The organism is Novilysobacter antarcticus, from assembly GCF_019802285.1.
GTDB lineage: Bacteria > Pseudomonadota > Gammaproteobacteria > Xanthomonadales > Xanthomonadaceae > Novilysobacter > Novilysobacter antarcticus.
This window is the reverse complement of sequence record NZ_JAIEUJ010000003.1, coordinates 414,102-429,607: the sequence shown is the minus strand read 5'-3', so window position 1 is coordinate 429,607 and position 15,506 is coordinate 414,102. Positions and strand designations below refer to the sequence as shown.

The following is a 15,506-nucleotide window of genomic DNA, read 5'->3' as shown; positions in this document are numbered from 1 at the left end:
TAATATGGTAGCGCAGCCGCATGGCAAACGAGAGTCCGGCTCCCAAGTCCGATATCAAATCGCTGATCAGTAAGGGCCTGGAGCAAGGCTACCTGACGTATGCGGAAGTCAACGATCACCTGCCGGCCGACATGGTCGAGGCGGAGCAGATCGAGGACGTCATCGCGCTGATCAATGGCATGGGCATCGAAGTGCACGAAGTCGCACCCGATGCCGACACCCTGTCGATCGGCGACACCAGCTCCAGCGGGCGAGAGGTCGATGAGACCACCGCCGAGGAAGCCGCCGCCGCGCTGACCGGCCTGGATGCCGAGGGTGGTCGCACCACCGACCCGGTACGCATGTACATGCGCGAGATGGGCACGGTCGACCTGCTGACCCGCGAAGGCGAGATCGAGATCGCCAAGCGCATCGAGGACGGCCTGAATCAGGTGCAGGCCTCGATCGCGCTGTTCCCGGGCACCATCGAACTGATCCTGCAGGACTACGAACTGCACAAGGCCGGCAAGAAGCGTCTGGCGGAGCTGCTGGTCGGCTTCCTTGACCAGCTCGAAGACCCGACCGTGGCGCCGCCGCCGGCCGAGGCGATGTCCGTCGTTCCCGAGCCGGTGAAGGACGAGGACGAAGTTGACGAGGACGCCGAGGACGAGGACGAGGATGAAGTCGTCGACGAGGGCCCGACCGGTCCCGATCCGGCCGAGGTGACCGCTCGCTTCGAGCACCTCAGCGACCTCTATGCCCAGTTCGAGAAGGCCTACGCCAAGCACGGCCCGAGCCACAAGTCGGTGGTCAAGCTGCGCGAGGAGATGGCCGAGGTGTTCGTCACCCTGAAGCTGCCGCTGCCGCTGACCGACGTGCTGGTGGAGAACCTGCGCAGCACCCAGGCCGAGCTGCGCCGTCAGGAGCGCCGTATCCTCGAGCTGGCGACCCGCGTGGCGAAAATGCCGCGCAAGGACTTCATCCGCTCGTGGGACGGCAACCAGACCAACCTGGAGTGGGTCGATGACCTGCTCAAGCGCAAGCAGAAGTGGGCGTCGGGCCTGCGCGAGGTGAAGGACCAGATCATTGCCGAGCAGGAGGCGACCATCGCCACCGAGGCCGCGATGCGTATCACCTTGGCCGACCTGCGCGAGATCAGCCGCACCATGGCCTACGGCGAGACCCGTGCGCGCAAGGCCAAGCGCGAGATGATCGAGGCCAACCTGCGTCTGGTGATCTCGATCGCCAAGAAGTACACCAACCGTGGCCTGCAGTTCCTCGATCTGATCCAGGAAGGCAACATCGGTCTGATGAAGGCGGTCGACAAGTTCGAGCATCGTCGCGGCTTCAAGTTCTCGACCTACGCGACGTGGTGGATCCGCCAGGCCATCACCCGCTCGATCGCCGATCAGGCCCGCACCATCCGTATCCCGGTGCACATGATCGAGACGATCAACAAGCTCAACCGCATCTCGCGCCAGATGCTGCAGCAGTACGGCCGTGAAGCCACGCCCGAAGAGCTGGCCAAGGAAATGGAGATGCCCGAGGACAAGGTTCGCAAGGTGATGAAAATCGCCAAGGAACCGATCTCCATGGAAACCCCGATCGGCGACGACGAGGACTCCCACCTGGGCGACTTCATTGAGGACACCAACGTGGAGTCCCCGGTGGATGCGACGGTCAACATCAACCTGATGGAAACCGTGCGCGATGTCCTGGCCGGGCTGACCCCGCGTGAGGCCAAGGTGCTGCGCATGCGCTTCGGCATCGATATGAACACCGACCACACCCTTGAGGAAGTCGGCAAGCAGTTCGACGTCACCCGCGAGCGGATCCGCCAGATAGAGGCCAAGGCGCTGCGCAAGCTGCGTCACCCAAGCCGCTCGGAGCAGCTGCGCAGCTTCCTCGAAATCGAGTAAGCCGCGCGCGGTAACGTCGCAAGCACCAAAGCGCCACGGCGCAACCGAAGCCCCGCCACGAGCGGGGCTTCGCGTATCCGGCAGGCTATAATCGGCGGCCGCAATGCGGGCCCATAGCTCAATGGTTAGAGCAGAGGACTCATAATCCTTTGGTTCCAGGTTCGAGTCCTGGTGGGCCCACCATGAAGGCCGCGTACCCGGTGTATCGAAGCCGATTTATGACGGCGGCCGTTTGTACCGGCAGTGTGGCGTGTGATCCTTCTCATCCGGCTTCCGATAGAGTCTGCGCATCAGTCCAACCGACACGCGTTCATGCCCTCAGACAAAGCCACCACCTCCAGCCAGATCCTTGACCGGGTCGTCGCGCAGGCCCGCCGTGACGCCGAGCAGCGCGACAAGGGCTATCGCGAGCGCGCGCTGAAGATGTATCCGTGGATCTGCGGGCGCTGTGCGCGTGAGTTCACCCGTACCAACCTGCGCGAACTCACGGTGCACCACCGCAATCACGACCACGACTTCAATCCGCCCGACGGCAGCAACTGGGAGTTGCTGTGCGTGTACTGCCACGACAATGAGCATTCGCGCTACGTGGACTACACCGGCGGCAGCGCGCTGGATGCCGAGGACCGGCCGGCCGCCGCGACGGGCAATCCATTCGCCAATTTGAAGTCGCTGCTGAAGAAAGATTGAGGGCTGTCGGATGCTCGACATTCGTCTTCCACCGAGCCAGCGAATTTCTCAACTCATCTGAAGCCTTGGCGCGCCGCGCGAACCGAGGTTCGCGCACGAGGATTAGGTTCACGCGCGTGACCGGTGGCCTTTCGATAGCCGTCCGCAACCGCGTTCACCCGCCTGTGATCCGCCGTTGCGCACCGTGCTGACTCCGACACGCGTGCATCGCCAGCGACTGCAACGCGTCACCACGTCCGAGACGGGATTGGCACATGGATCTGAAAAGCGGTTACCCGTTCTGGGCGATCAAGAACGGTTTGATGCACGCCTTCGAGCCGCTGGAAACCGACACCCGTTGCGATGTCGCCATCATTGGCGGTGGCATCAGTGGGGCATTGATCGCCGACTCGCTTTCCGCCGCGGGCCACGAGGTGGTCCTAGTCGAGCAGCGCGACATCGGCTGGGGCAGCACGGCGGCCAGTACAGCGCTGCTGCAGTACGAGATCGACACTCACCTGACCGAGCTGGCCGGGACTCTTGGCGAGGGCAACGCGGTGCTGGCCTACCGCGCGTGCGTTGACGCAATCGGCCTGCTGGAGGAACTGGCGACCGGGCTTGGCGATGTCGGGTTCCAGACGCGCGACAGCCTCTACTACGCGAGCCGGCGACGCGACAAATCCCCGCTGCGGGAGGAGTTCGAGCTGCGCCAGAAGCACGGGTTCGACGTGTCATGGTTGGACTCGGCTGACGTCCGGGAGCGCTTCGGAATCCCCGCGCCGGCCGCGATCCTCAACCGCCCGGCCGCGAGCGTGGATCCGTACCGGCTGACGTACCGTCTGCTCGCCCGGCTGCAGGAGCGCGGCGTGGGGGTGCATGACCGGACCCGCGTCGCCAGCGTGGTCACGCGACCGCGCTCGGTGGATCTCGAGCTCGAGAACGGCGCGCGCCTGAGTGCCGGGCACGTGATCGTGGCAGCCGGCTACGAGGGCGAGAACTTCCTGCCCAGGAATGTCGCCACCAACCGCAGCAGCTACGCGTTCGTCACCGATCCGATCGGCCGTGATGAGCTGGGAGTATTGGCGACCACGATGATGTGGGAAACCGCGCGGCCGTATCTCTATCTGCGCACCACCTCGGACAACCGCCTGCTGGTGGGCGGCGAGGATGACCGTCGGGACATCCCCAAGCGCCGCGACGCGATGGTCGACCGCAAGGCGCGGTCTCTGGCGAAGAAGGCGCAGAAGCTGTTTCCGCACCTCAATGTCACGCCCACATTTTCGTGGGCGGGGACGTTCGCCGAGACCAGCGACGGCCTGCCGTATTTCGGGCCCCACCCGGCGACCGGTCCGCGGATGCTTTTCGCCATGGCCTACGGTGGCAACGGCATCACCTACTCGATGCTGGGCGCGGGCCTGCTGCGCGCGCTGGTGGAGGGCAAGCCGCATCGCCTGGCGCCGCTGTTCACCTTCGAGCGTTTGAAGACCTGACCGATCACCCGCCCGAAACGCCGGTGTCGCGCCAGGGTCAGCTGTCCAGCAGCGCCCGCCCGGAGTACCCAGTAACCTTTGCGTCGTTACGCTGGCTCGGGGACGGGCTCTGCGGTGGCTGGCGGCTGCGGCCGCAGCTCCTGCACGATCCTGCCTTGTTCCATCACCAAGACCCGATCCGCGCTGGCGATAGTTTCCGGCCGGTGCGCGATAATCACTTTAGTTAAATCCAGCTGGCGTACCGCGTCGTTGACCAAGCGCTCCTTCATCACGTCCAAGTGGCTGGTGGCCTCATCCAGCACCAACAGCTTTGGGTTGCGATAAAGCGCGCGGGCCAAAATGATACGTTGCTTCTGTCCGCCCGACAACGAGCTGCCCATGTCTCCGATCAGGCCGTGATAGCCCATCGGCATGGCGACGATCTCGTCATGTATGGCGGCCAATCGGGCGGCGGACTCTACCCGCGCCTGATCGCCGTCGGTGTCGAAGAAGCTGATGTTGTCGGCGATGCTGCCGGCGAACAGCTGATCATCCTGCATCACGGCACCGATGATACTGCGGACATTGCGCGGGCCGGCCTTGCGGATATCCACCCCGCCGATAGAGATGGTGCCGGCGGTGGGAGGCAACAGGCCGAGTATCAGTTTGACCAGGGTGGTCTTGCCGCACCCGGAACCGCCAACAATTGCCACCGATTCGCCCGCTTCGACGGTCAGGCTGCAGTCTTCCAGCACCCAGGGTTCGCCATCGGCGTAGCGGAACGAAAGCCCTTCGATCTGGATGCGTGAATCAACCGGAGGCGGCAGTTCCGGCTGGCCCCGGTCGTCCTTGGGCGGAGTGAGGACGATATCCGCGAGCCGTTCACCATGCAGCCGCAGCATGCGGAACTCGATCCACTTGTCGATCAATGCCGCCATGCGGCCGGCGAACTGATCCTTGTAGGCCAAGTAGGCGATCAACATGCCGACCGAGAACACGCTCTGCAGTGCCAGCAGTGCGCCGATCCAAATCACCGCAATTCGTTCGATCCCAAATACGATCTGGCTGGCGCTGTTGAAGCCCAAGCCCATGTGAGCCAGCCGTACGTCCTGATTAATGGTGTCGACCATCAGGTTGTCGTAAGTGGAGCGGCGCAGCGATTCCTGCCCGGCCACTTTCAGGCTTTGAATGCCACGCAATGATTCCAATAGGTGGGTCTGTTGCTTGGCGCCGGCTACGAGCTGTTGTTCCGTTCGATCACGGACGGGCCGATATGCCACGGCCCTGATCGCTAAGTATAGCACGACAGCTAGCACGGTGACCAGCGCCAGCTTCCAGCTGTAGAACAGCATCAGCGCCAAGGTCACGACCGCCATCAGGCCATCGATGAGCGCTTCGACGAAGCTGGTGGTCAAGGTGCGTTGGATCGTCTGCACTGAGCCCATGCGCGAAGTGATATCGCCTAGATGGCGTTTCTCGAAGAAATCCAGCGGCAGGCGGAGCAGGTGGGCGAAGACGTTGCCCATCCATTGCAACCCGAGCCGAGACGACAGATAAACCACAGACCAGCCACGCAGCAGGCCAATGGCGACTTGAAGTAACAGCGCAAGACCAAAGCCCAGGCCCAGCACCACCAGTAGGTCGCGGTCGGCCGAGACCAAAACCTGGTCCACTACCCACTGCATGAAGAACGGCGCCAGCACCACAAACACCTGCAATGCGATTGACAACAACAGGATCTGGCTAAGCGCGCGCCACAAGCCGTGTATCGGACCGGTCAACTGGCGGGCACTCACAGAGGGCGCGGCCTTATGGGGCTTGAAATCAGCGCTAGGCGTGAGCTCCAGTGCGACTCCGGTGAAGTGCTTGGATACCTCTTCGTAGGTGAGCTTCCGTTCCCCAACCGCGGGGTCAAAAATTGTGACCTTAGCTTGGGCGGTTTTCGCCAGAACCACGAAGTGGTTCATGTCCCAGTGCAGAATGCAGGGTAGACGTAGCTTGCCAAGATCATTCATGTCGAGGCGAAGCGGGCGCGTCGAAAAACCAAGCTTCTGGGAGATGTGGATTAGCTGACTAAGCTTTGCTCCCTTAAGCGAGAGAGGGAACCGGCGACGTATCTCAATGAGCCCCAACGACATTCCGTGGTGGCTAATCAGCATCGCCAAACATGCGAGTCCGCATTCACTTGATTCGGATTGAACTATCGGCCGCATTCAACGATATTCTCTGATAGGTTTTCTGGCACGGCCTCAAGTCGGCCAAGGTCAACGTCTCGTAGCTGAGAAATCACAGTTGCATTGTAAGAGCGAGCGTTGTTACTGTGAGCAATAAAAACTACATGGGTGTTCCAATTGATTGTGCCATATTGCTATAAATAACATAGCAGCTAAACCAACTGAGCGTGTGTCATTCAGTAGCCAGGCAGCATAGTTATTAATCTAAAAAATAAATTATGTGTCCTGATGTTCCGATGTGCGCCGCTTCTCCGGCGACTCTTTTCGAGCATCGAAATAGTTGGCTATTTTGAAGAATGTCAACAGAAGTGCAGTAGATGCGAATGCGAGCCATATTTTACCGTCTGTAGCTACGATAACAACTGCGATCGATAGAATCGCAATGACGTACGTCAAGTTTGACAGCGCAGGAATTTTCATTTCATAATCTCCTGAAAGTGCTGTCGCCATTGCGACAGCACTTGATAAGTCTTTTTACTCAGCCAACAAAAGATGGCCAAAAAATGCGCCGTGAATTCCGCCGCTGATCGCTCCTGCGAACGCGCCGATTGGACCTCCAATAGCGCCAATCGCTGCGCCTGCCATTACACCCGCAGCAAACCCTGAGACCGTTCCCGAGTGTGAGCCGTCGACGTCTTCGATTTCGATAGAAGTAATTTCGCGCATAATAGCATTCCTAATAGTTATAAGTTCTAATTAGAGAAAATACAGGCCGAGAGCGATTCCGCCGCAGACTAGGCCCCCGATCGCCGCACCAGGAGCTGCGCCGATTCCGCCGGCAAATCCGCCGATAATTCCGCCTGCCATAGCTCCTGCACCTGCCCCGCTCGCGAATGCGTTTACTGCGCCGGCAGCGCTTTCTCCAGCTACTTCGAAGACTTCGTTAACAGTAAGCTCTCTCATTTGTTCTTCCTTAGTCTATGATTCGGAGATCCTCTCCGAGAGGGCCGCAAATTGCGGCATCTTCTGATTCGCCGCATGCACGCAGTCATGCGCCGAACACAGATCCTTTAATTGAGTAAAGAGGCTCGAAAATCCATTCGATCAGTGTGCGTTGCTCTCCGAGCACATCGGCGTCGAGCAGCATGCCGGGCTTTAGTGGCTCAGGCTTGCCGTACACGGTAATGGCTTGCTTGTCAAGTGAAACGGTAATTCGATAGAAAGGTTCGCTGGTGCTATTCGCATCCATCGTAGCCACAGTACTGCGGCTGATGCGTTCGACACGGCCTTGGTGGTGTCCGAACTTCTGGTAAGGGAATGCCTGATAGCGCAGCAGGACGCTGTCACCAGGTTCGATGAAGCCGATGGAGCGGCTGGGTACCAACAACTCGGCCTCCAACGTGCCGTCGCCCGGCAACAGGCTCAGCAAGGGTTGCCCGGCCTGCACTGCCTGTCCCGGTTTGGCAAGTTGGGTGGCGACGATGCCGCTGACCGGTGCATGCAGGGCGAGTTCGCCGCGCGCCTGGGTTTCGACCTGCTCCTGCTCCAGCACTGCCAGGTCGCGTTGGAAGTTGGCTTCGGAGGTTTGTCGTTGGCCCGGCACTTCGTGCAGGGCCTGTTGCAATTGGGCGATCAGCCGGCGCGTGCCGATGGCCTGCCGTTGTAGTATCTGGACTTCACCGACCTGTTCCAGCGTAGCGGCCTGCTGCTGTTTGACCTGCAACTCGCTGACGTACTGGTCCTGCTGGAGTTGTTGCAGGCGTTCCATCGTCTGGTTGGCGATGCCCACTTGCTCTTGGCGAGTGGCAATCTCGGTTTCGATCTGGGCCAGTTCGCGTCGGGCGATGGTCAGCTGCGTGGCCAGGCCGTTGGACTGCGCTTCCAGGAGTTGCTGCTGTGCGGACTGAGCGGAGGTCATGCCGTCCTCGCGACGTTGCAGGCGTTGCGCCAGCGCTGCGGTGGTATCGCCGCTGAGCAAGGTGGACCGGGGCACGGTGACTACGGCGAGCGTTTGGCCCGCGCTGACCTTGCCTCCCTCGGGAATGTCCACGCGGGTGAGCACGCCCGTGGCAGGTGCTAGCACCGTGGCCATGCCTTGGACCGGCACCAGCTGCCCAATCACCCGCGATCGGCGGGTGTAGGTGCCAAAGGTGAGGAAAAGCGCAATGGTCAGTGCGACTACGACAGCGGCAGTCGTCAGAATCCACAGCCGCACGGGCTGGGCAAGGGAGATGCCCCCCAGCCAACTCGTGCGCTTTGCCTCCAACACTTCCCTGCGAAACAAGTCTTGCGACATCCGTATCTCCAACGCCACCCCCCTGTGGCGAAACACTTTCTACAGGAAGCCCGTGACTTGAGTCAAGAATAAAGCCGCTGCTTATCGCGATAGCGACGTGCTTCCGGTTCGCGCGGGTGTTGAGAGAGGACGAAAGCTCACTTTTCCAAAAGAGCCCGGATCGCCGCCAGCCCGGCGGCCGCCCGTTCCTGCTTGTGCGCCGCGTCGGCCACCGGGTCGGCGCCGTCGCGCTGGACTTCGGCCACCGGCAGCTCGTCGAGGAAGCGGCTGGGCTTGAGGCGGATCATGTCGCCCCATTTCTGCGCCTTCTTCGAATACGACAGCCACAGCCGTTCCTTGGCCCGGGTGATCCCGACGTACAACAGGCGGCGTTCCTCCTCCAGGCTGCCTTCATCCAGGGCGGCATCGTGCGGCAGGGTCCCGTCCTCCACGCCGACGATGAACACGTAGCGGAACTCCAGGCCCTTGGCGCCGTGCAGGCTCATCAGGCGGACCTGGTTGCCGGCCTCGCCCTTGTCGGCGTGGGACAGCAATGCCAGCTGGGCGGCCAGTTCGCCGGGGCCCGCGCCCTTGCCGCCGTCAAACCAGTCGGCGAGTTCTTCCAGGTTGGCCTTGCGGCGCTGGAACGAGGCCTCGTCCTTGCAATGGGCGCGGATGGCCAGCAGCAGGCCGGACTTCTCCGCCAGCACCCGCACCAGCTCCGACGGTGGCAGTCGACGCGCGTCCTCGCGCAGGCCGCGGACGATGCCGACAAAGGTGTTGAGCGCGTTGCCAGCGCGGGGCGGGAGTTGCTGCAGGGCCCCGACCGACTCGGCGGCGCGTGACATCGGCATGCCGGCACGCTGGGCCAGTTCGGCCAGCCGCGCCAGCGTGGTGGCGCCGACCTCGCGCTTGGGCGAGGTCACCGCGCGCACGAACGCCGCATCGTCGTCGGGGTTGGCGATCAGGCGCAGCCATGACATCGCGTCCTTGACCTCGCCACGCTCCAGGAAGGCGGTGCCCCCGGTCAGGTGGTAGGGCACTCCAACCTGCTGCAAGGCCTTCTCCAACGCGCGCGACTGGAAATTGCCGCGGAACAGGATGCAGAAATCGCTCCACGGTGCCTGCCGGGCGGTGGCGGTGAACTGGATCTCGGCAGCGACCTTCTCCGCCTCATGGGCGCTGTCGCGGCATTCCCAGATGCGGATGCGCTCGCCGTCGGCCTGCTCGCTCCACAGGGTCTTGAGGTGGGTATGCGGGTTGTTGGCGATCAACGCGTTGGCCGCGCGCAGCACGCGGTTGGAGCAGCGGTAGTTCTGCTCCAGCTTGATGACCCGCAGGGTCGGGTAATCGCTCTCCAGCGACAACAGGTTGTCGGGATTGGCGCCGCGCCAGGCATAGATGGACTGGTCATCGTCGCCCACCACGGTGAACAGTCCGGTCGGCCCGGCCAGCGCCTTGAGCAGACGATACTGGGCGTCGTTGGTGTCCTGACACTCGTCCACCAGCAGGTAGCCGATGCGCTCGCGCCAGGCCAGCGCGCATTCCTCGTCGGACTCCAGCAGTTGCACCGGCAGGCGGATCAGGTCATCGAAGTCGACCGCGTTGAAGGTGGTCAGGCGGGCCTGATACAGCGCATAGACCGTGGCGGCCTCAACTTCGCGCGCACTCCGCGCCTCGGCCATCGCCTGCTCGGGTGACAGGCCGGCGTTCTTTGCGCGCGAGATCAGGTTGCGCATGCCGTCCAGCACGTCCGGCTTGGTGCCCACGCCCAGCAGGTCCTTGATCTGCGCGGCGCTGTCATCGCTGTCGAAGATCGAGAAACCGCGGCGCAGCCCGAGTTTGGCGTGCTCGATCTGCAGGAAGCGCAGCCCGAGCGCATGGAAGGTCGAGATCGTCAACCCTTCGGCGCCGTCGCCACGGATGCGCTTGGCGACGCGCTCGCGCATCTCCTTGGCCGACTTGTTGGTGAAGGTGATCGCGGCGATGCGCCTGGCCGGCATGCGGCCGGAGGCGATCAGGTGGGCGATCTTCTCCACGATCACGCGGGTTTTGCCGCTGCCGGCGCCGGCGAGCACCAGCAGGGGGCCTTCGACGTGTTCGACGGCGGCGCGTTGTGGGGGATTGAGGCCGTGCATGGAGGACTGCGGTCACGCGATGGAGCGGCCGGGCAGTTTACCCCGGCGCCGCTGGCCACTACCTTGTCGGCTACCCCTGTTGGCTTTCATGGCTCAAGGATCACGGATGTTCCCTCAGCTGCTGTTGCGCGCCCTGCTCGCATCGTCTCTGTTTGCCCTTGCTTTCACTGCCGTTGCGGCGCCCCCTGCGGAGGATCCGCTGGACGACCCGGTGATGCTGTCCGCAGGGTTCCTCGCCGGCCACCCCGACCTGAACTACCGCATCGAAGGCCAGAAGGCGCTCGACGACGGCCGGCTGGAAGACGCGCTGGCGTACTTCCGGCGCGCCAGCCTGTACGCCGACAAGGCCTCCCAGGCGATGGTCGGGGAGATGCTGTGGAAGGGCCGCGGCACCGGGGTGGACCGGGCGCTGGCCTACGCGTGGATGGACCTGGCGGCCGAGCGCGGCTATCGCGGCTTCCTGCGCTTCCGCGAACAGTATTGGGAACAGCTGGACGAGGCCGAGCGCGAGCGCGCGGTGGTTGAAGGGCAGGCGATCTACGCCCGCTACGGCGATGCGGTGGCCCAGCCGCGGATCGCAGCGGTCCTGAGGCGAGCGCGCAGCCGCGTTACCGGCAGCCGGACCGGGTTTGTGGGCTCGCTGAAGATCATCACCACCGGTCCGGCCGGGGAGTCGATCAGCATCGACGGGTCCAAATTCCACGACGAGCGCTACTGGGATCCGAAGCAGTACGCGGCATGGCAGGACAGCATCTGGATGAACCCGCGCGTGGGCACGGTCAACGTGGGCGAGACCGAGGTGCTGCCCCGGCAGGAACCCGGGTCCTGATCGCCTAAAATGCCGGCATGGCGAAGCTCTATTTCTATTATTCGGCGATGAACGCCGGCAAGACCACCAACCTGCTGCAGTCGGCGCACAACTACCGCGAGCGCGGGATGCGGGTCCTGATCCTGGCGCCGCAGCTGGACAGTCGCGCCGGCAGCGGCACGGTGGCCTCGCGGATCGGCCTGAGCGCGCCGGCCACGACCTTCACCCCCGAGCAGGACCTGCAATCACTGGTGGCGGCGGATATTGCCGCTCACGGCGCGCTGCACTGCGTGCTGGTGGACGAGGCGCAGTTCCTGCACAAGCCGCAGGTCTGGCAGCTGAGCGAGGTGGTGGACGCGTTCGGAATCCCGGTGCTTTGCTACGGCCTGCGCACGGACTTCCGCGGCGAGCTGTTCGAGGGCAGCCAGTACCTGCTGGCCTGGGCCGACGAGATCAGCGAGATCAAGACGATCTGCCACAGTGGCAGCAAGGCGACCATGACCGTGCGCGTGGATGGGCAGGGCCGCGCGGTACGCGACGGGCCGCAGGTCGAGATCGGCGGCAACGACCGCTACCTGTCGGTATCGCGCGCCGAGTACAAGAAGGTGGTCCGCGGCGAGGGTGTGATCACCCCGCTGCAGCCTTCGCTGACCTTGCCGCCGGGGAAGGGCTGACACCGCGGGTCCTCCTGCGGACCGAGCAGGATCGTCGTCAGCCGCCCCAGGCCGTCGTCCTTCTTAATCGAGGACGCATCGTCGGCAACGTGGAGAGACGCCACGCGTTGAAACAAGGGCTCTGACCGCCGCGAGCGCGCAAGTGCGGTCTGGCAGCGCGACAGCTGGGCACGAAAAGCCGCCGTGGGCAGCGGCAACGCCAGCGGGTGCTGGGCGATGTGCGCACGAGCAGGTTGCATGACCTCGATGCAGCCGGCGGGATCGCCGAGCAACTCGGCCACCCTGCCGCGCTGGGTGACCGAGTCCAGTTGCAGCTGCTCGGGGACCGGCTGCAGCGCGGCCAGCAGGACTGCCTGGCGGTCCAGCAGTGCCTGCGCCTGCAGCGGCTCATCCAGACCGATGTGCAGGCCGGCGACCACCCCCAGCACCTCGGCGAGTGCCGCCGGCTGGTCGCCCAGTTCACGCTCGCCCCGCTCCACCGCCGTGGCCAGCAGGGTGCGCATATCCATCGGCTCGCCCTCGCGGGTGTCGCCGGCACTTTCCAGTACCCCGATCATGAACGCCTGGATCGCCTGCGCGCGCGTCGCCTCGGCGACCGCCTGGCGGGACTGCCACAACCCCATTACAAGGGCGACCGCGACCACCGCCGTGGTCAGCGTGCCGGTGGCCAGCTGCCAGCGGTGGCGGCCGATGAACTTGCCCATCCGGTAGCGCCAGCTTTGCGCGCGCGCGCGCACGGGTCGGCCGCTGGCGTAGCGGAGCAGGTCCTGTGCAAACGCCTCCACCGAGGGGTAGCGCTGCTCGGGCGGCTTGGACAGGGCCTTCAGGACGATGTTGTCCAGATCCCCGGCCAGCACGCGCGCGCGCCGGCGCAAGGCCAGCGGATCGTGGGCATCCCGCAGCGGACTCGCACCACTGGGGTGCAGCATCGCCTGCGAGGGCCGCACCGGGTCGTGCAGCAGGATCGATTCCTCCCAGGCCGCGTCGCTGGCGCGGCTGGGCCGGTAGGGCTTGGCGTCCACCAACAGTTCGTACAGCACCACGCCGAGTGAATAGACGTCGGTCATCGTGGTGACCGGTTCGCCGCGGATCTGCTCGGGCGCCGCGTAGTGCAGGGTGAATGCGCGGGTATCGGTCCGGGTGCGCTCCGGGCCGCTGTCGCTGTCGAGCAGTTTGGCGATACCGAAATCGAGCAGGCGCACGTCGCCGGCCGGGGTGACCAGGATGTTGGAGGGTTTCAGGTCGCGATGGACGATCAGGTTGGCGTGGGCGTGGCTGACCGCAGCACAGACCTGCTCGAACATCTGCAGCCGGGTGGCGAGCGGCGTGTCGTGCTCGCGGCAGTAATCGGTGATCGGGATGCCGTCGATGTATTCCAGGGCGAGGTAGGGCAGGCCTTCGCTGCTGATGCCGGCATCGAGGAGACGGGCAATGTGCGGGTGGGCGAGCCGCGCCAGAATCTGGCGTTCGCGAGTGAAGCGCAAGCGCAGATTGGTGTCCACCAAACCCGGCCGCAGCAACTTCAGTCCAACGCGGCGCTGATACAGGCCATCGGCGCGCGAGGCCAGCCAGACCTGGCCCATCCCGCCCTCTCCCAGCAGGTGTTCCAGCCGGTAGGGGCCGACCTGGCGACCGGGCATCACCAGCTGGCTGGGCTTCAGTGCGGGCTCGGAGAGGAAGCTCTCGTCCTCATCCAGGGCAAGCAGCGCTGTCAGCTCGTGGGCCAACTCCGGGTCATCGGCACGCACCGCCCGCAGACGGCGTTCGCGATCGGCCGCATCCAGCCCGAACAGCTCGTCGAGCAGGGGGGAGATCCGTTGCCAGCGTGCAGGGTCCATGTGCCTTCCCCATTGCGGTCCAGCGGTGTTGCGGAGTGATCCGCCAGAACCTCAGCCTTGCGGTGCGTCGCGCAGCGAAGCCAACAGGAATACGCGGGCCTTCTGCCAGTCGCGCCGGATGCTGCGCTCGGAGCGATCCATCACCGCGGAAATTTCCGGCTCCGACAGTCCACCGAAGTAACGCAGTTCGACCAGCTGCGCGAGCTTGGGATCGACCTGCGTCAACCGGGTCAGGGCGATATCCAGCGCGAGCATCTCGTCGTCCAGCCGGAGGCCGCCTTCCAGGTCCTCCGGCAGGTCGGTCACCCGGTGCATGTCGCCGCCACGTTTCTGCGCCAGGCGCTGGCGCGCGTAGTCCACCACCACCGATCGCATCGCGGTCGCGGCATAGGCGAAGAAGTGCGCGCGGTCGTCGAATTGCGCTTCGCGTTTGCCCCACAGCTTCAGATACGCCTCGTGCACCAGGGCGGTCGCATCGAGGGTCTGACCCCGCTGCTCGGCCAATTGGCGCCGGGCCATGCCGTGCAGCTCGTGATAGAGGGCGGAGAGCACCTCATCGAGCGCGCCGCGGCCGCCGCCACGGGCTTCTTGCAGAAGCTGGGTAATGTCGCCGCTGTCGGCCATGGCACGTCCCTTCCTTGTGACGTTCAATATAGCGCGTTGTGACGGGTGTCACGGAATCGCGGGAGAGAACGGTACCACCAACACCGGTTCAGCGCTGGCAATGGCTGCACCAGACACTGGTGCGCTGCCCGATCAACCCCTGCTTCAAGGGCCGGCCGCAGTTGCGGCAGGGCTGTCCACCTCGACCATAGACCGAAAGTTGCTGGATGAAATAGCCGGTATTGCCGTCGGGACTGATGAAGTCGCGCAACGTCGTACCGCCCTGAACGATGGCGGCTTCCAGCACCCGGCGGATTTCCGTGGCGAGCAGAGCGTAGCGCTCGCGGGAAATCCGCCCCGCGGGTCGCAGCGGTGTTATCCCCGCCGCGAACAGGGCCTCGGCGGCATAGATGTTGCCCACCCCGACCACCACGGCCTGATCCATCAGAAAGGTCTTCACGGCCGCGCGGCGTCCGCGGCTCAGCGAATACAGATAGTCGCCGGTGAACGCGTCCGACAAGGGCTCCGGCCCGAGTGCCGCCAGCAAAGGGTGGACGCTGCCGGGTGCTTGCCACAGCACGCTGCCGAAACGGCGCGGGTCGTGCATCCGCAGAACACGCTCGTTGTCCAGGACCAGGTCGACGTGGTCGTGCGGGCGGGGCGGGGTGTGCGCCGGGATCACCCGAAGGCTGCCCGACATGCCCAGATGCAGCAGCGCGCTGCCCACCGCCGTGTCCAGCAGCAGGTATTTCGCGCGACGGCGGACCTCCAGAATGCGTTGGCCGGGAAGCAGCGTGCTGACTTCCGCTGCGATGGGCCAGCGCAGGTCGGTGCGGCGCAGCGTTGCGGCAGTGACCGTGCGCCCGGTCAGGTGCGGCGCGAGGGCGGCACGGGTGGTCTCGACTTCGGGCAGCTCGGGCATGCGCACAGTCTACGGCGCAGAGGCGTACCCGAAGGGCC

12 protein-coding genes and 1 tRNA gene are annotated in these 15,506 nt (G+C 64.2%); 6 read left to right on the top strand and 7 right to left on the bottom strand.

Annotated features, from left to right (window positions below):
- Positions 1-20 precede the first annotated feature (20 nt).
- The 4 genes from rpoD to KZ491_RS11025 all read left to right on the top strand — a co-directional run bounded on the left by rpoD (position 21) and on the right by KZ491_RS11025 (position 4,057).
- Entirely contained in the window at positions 21-1,898 is a 1,878-nt protein-coding gene (gene rpoD, locus KZ491_RS11040; protein ID WP_222565886.1) for an RNA polymerase sigma factor RpoD, read from the top strand.
- Positions 1,899-2,005: 107 nt separating this feature from the next.
- Positions 2,006-2,081 (top strand) — tRNA-Ile (locus KZ491_RS11035).
- A gap of 129 nt (positions 2,082-2,210) precedes the next feature.
- The gene (locus KZ491_RS11030; protein ID WP_043958318.1) at positions 2,211-2,588 is read left to right on the top strand and encodes a YajD family HNH nuclease; all 378 of its coding nucleotides are present in this window, start codon (positions 2,211-2,213) and stop codon (positions 2,586-2,588) included.
- Positions 2,589-2,842: 254 nt separating this feature from the next.
- Positions 2,843-4,057, top strand: coding sequence for an NAD(P)/FAD-dependent oxidoreductase (locus tag KZ491_RS11025; protein ID WP_222565885.1), 1,215 nt, complete (start codon positions 2,843-2,845; stop codon positions 4,055-4,057).
- Between the two features lie 86 nt (positions 4,058-4,143).
- Here the strand turns inward: KZ491_RS11025 and KZ491_RS11020 are convergent, their stop codons facing one another.
- From KZ491_RS11020 to KZ491_RS11005, 4 genes are all read right to left on the bottom strand, one after another.
- The gene (locus KZ491_RS11020) at positions 4,144-6,249 is read right to left on the bottom strand and encodes a peptidase domain-containing ABC transporter (protein ID WP_222565884.1); all 2,106 of its coding nucleotides are present in this window, start codon (positions 6,247-6,249) and stop codon (positions 4,144-4,146) included.
- A gap of 495 nt (positions 6,250-6,744) precedes the next feature.
- Positions 6,745-6,936: a Blp family class II bacteriocin gene (locus tag KZ491_RS11015; protein WP_246606760.1), complete on the bottom strand. Its 192-nt coding sequence runs from the start codon at positions 6,934-6,936 to the stop codon at positions 6,745-6,747.
- Positions 6,937-7,258: 322 nt separating this feature from the next.
- Positions 7,259-8,506: an HlyD family secretion protein gene (locus KZ491_RS11010; RefSeq protein ID WP_222565883.1), complete on the bottom strand. Its 1,248-nt coding sequence runs from the start codon at positions 8,504-8,506 to the stop codon at positions 7,259-7,261.
- 137 nt (positions 8,507-8,643) lie between these two features.
- Positions 8,644-10,623 (bottom strand): UvrD-helicase domain-containing protein, encoded by a 1,980-nt coding sequence (locus tag KZ491_RS11005; protein WP_222565882.1) that lies wholly within the window; start codon positions 10,621-10,623, stop codon positions 8,644-8,646.
- Between the two features lie 106 nt (positions 10,624-10,729).
- On the opposite strand from KZ491_RS11005, the gene KZ491_RS11000 reads away from it, so the two are divergent.
- Both KZ491_RS11000 and KZ491_RS10995 read left to right on the top strand, forming a co-directional pair.
- Positions 10,730-11,452, top strand: a complete 723-nt coding sequence (locus KZ491_RS11000) for an SEL1-like repeat protein (RefSeq protein ID WP_222565881.1) — start codon at positions 10,730-10,732, stop codon at positions 11,450-11,452.
- Positions 11,453-11,469: 17 nt separating this feature from the next.
- Positions 11,470-12,105, top strand: coding sequence for a thymidine kinase (locus KZ491_RS10995; RefSeq protein WP_222565880.1), 636 nt, complete (start codon positions 11,470-11,472; stop codon positions 12,103-12,105).
- Here the strand turns inward: KZ491_RS10995 and KZ491_RS10990 are convergent.
- The 3 genes from KZ491_RS10990 to mutM all read right to left on the bottom strand — a co-directional run bounded on the left by KZ491_RS10990 (position 12,003) and on the right by mutM (position 15,468).
- Entirely contained in the window at positions 12,003-13,943 is a 1,941-nt protein-coding gene (locus KZ491_RS10990) for a serine/threonine-protein kinase (RefSeq protein ID WP_222565879.1), read from the bottom strand. The genes KZ491_RS10995 and KZ491_RS10990 overlap by 103 nt on opposite strands.
- Before the next feature lie 51 nt (positions 13,944-13,994).
- Positions 13,995-14,567 carry an ECF-type sigma factor gene (locus KZ491_RS10985; protein ID WP_222565878.1) on the bottom strand — a complete coding sequence of 191 codons (573 nt, stop codon included), beginning with the start codon at positions 14,565-14,567 and terminating at the stop codon, positions 13,995-13,997.
- Positions 14,568-14,655: 88 nt separating this feature from the next.
- Positions 14,656-15,468, bottom strand: a complete 813-nt coding sequence (mutM, locus tag KZ491_RS10980; RefSeq protein ID WP_222565877.1) for a bifunctional DNA-formamidopyrimidine glycosylase/DNA-(apurinic or apyrimidinic site) lyase — start codon at positions 15,466-15,468, stop codon at positions 14,656-14,658.
- Between the last annotated feature and the right edge of the window lie 38 nt (positions 15,469-15,506).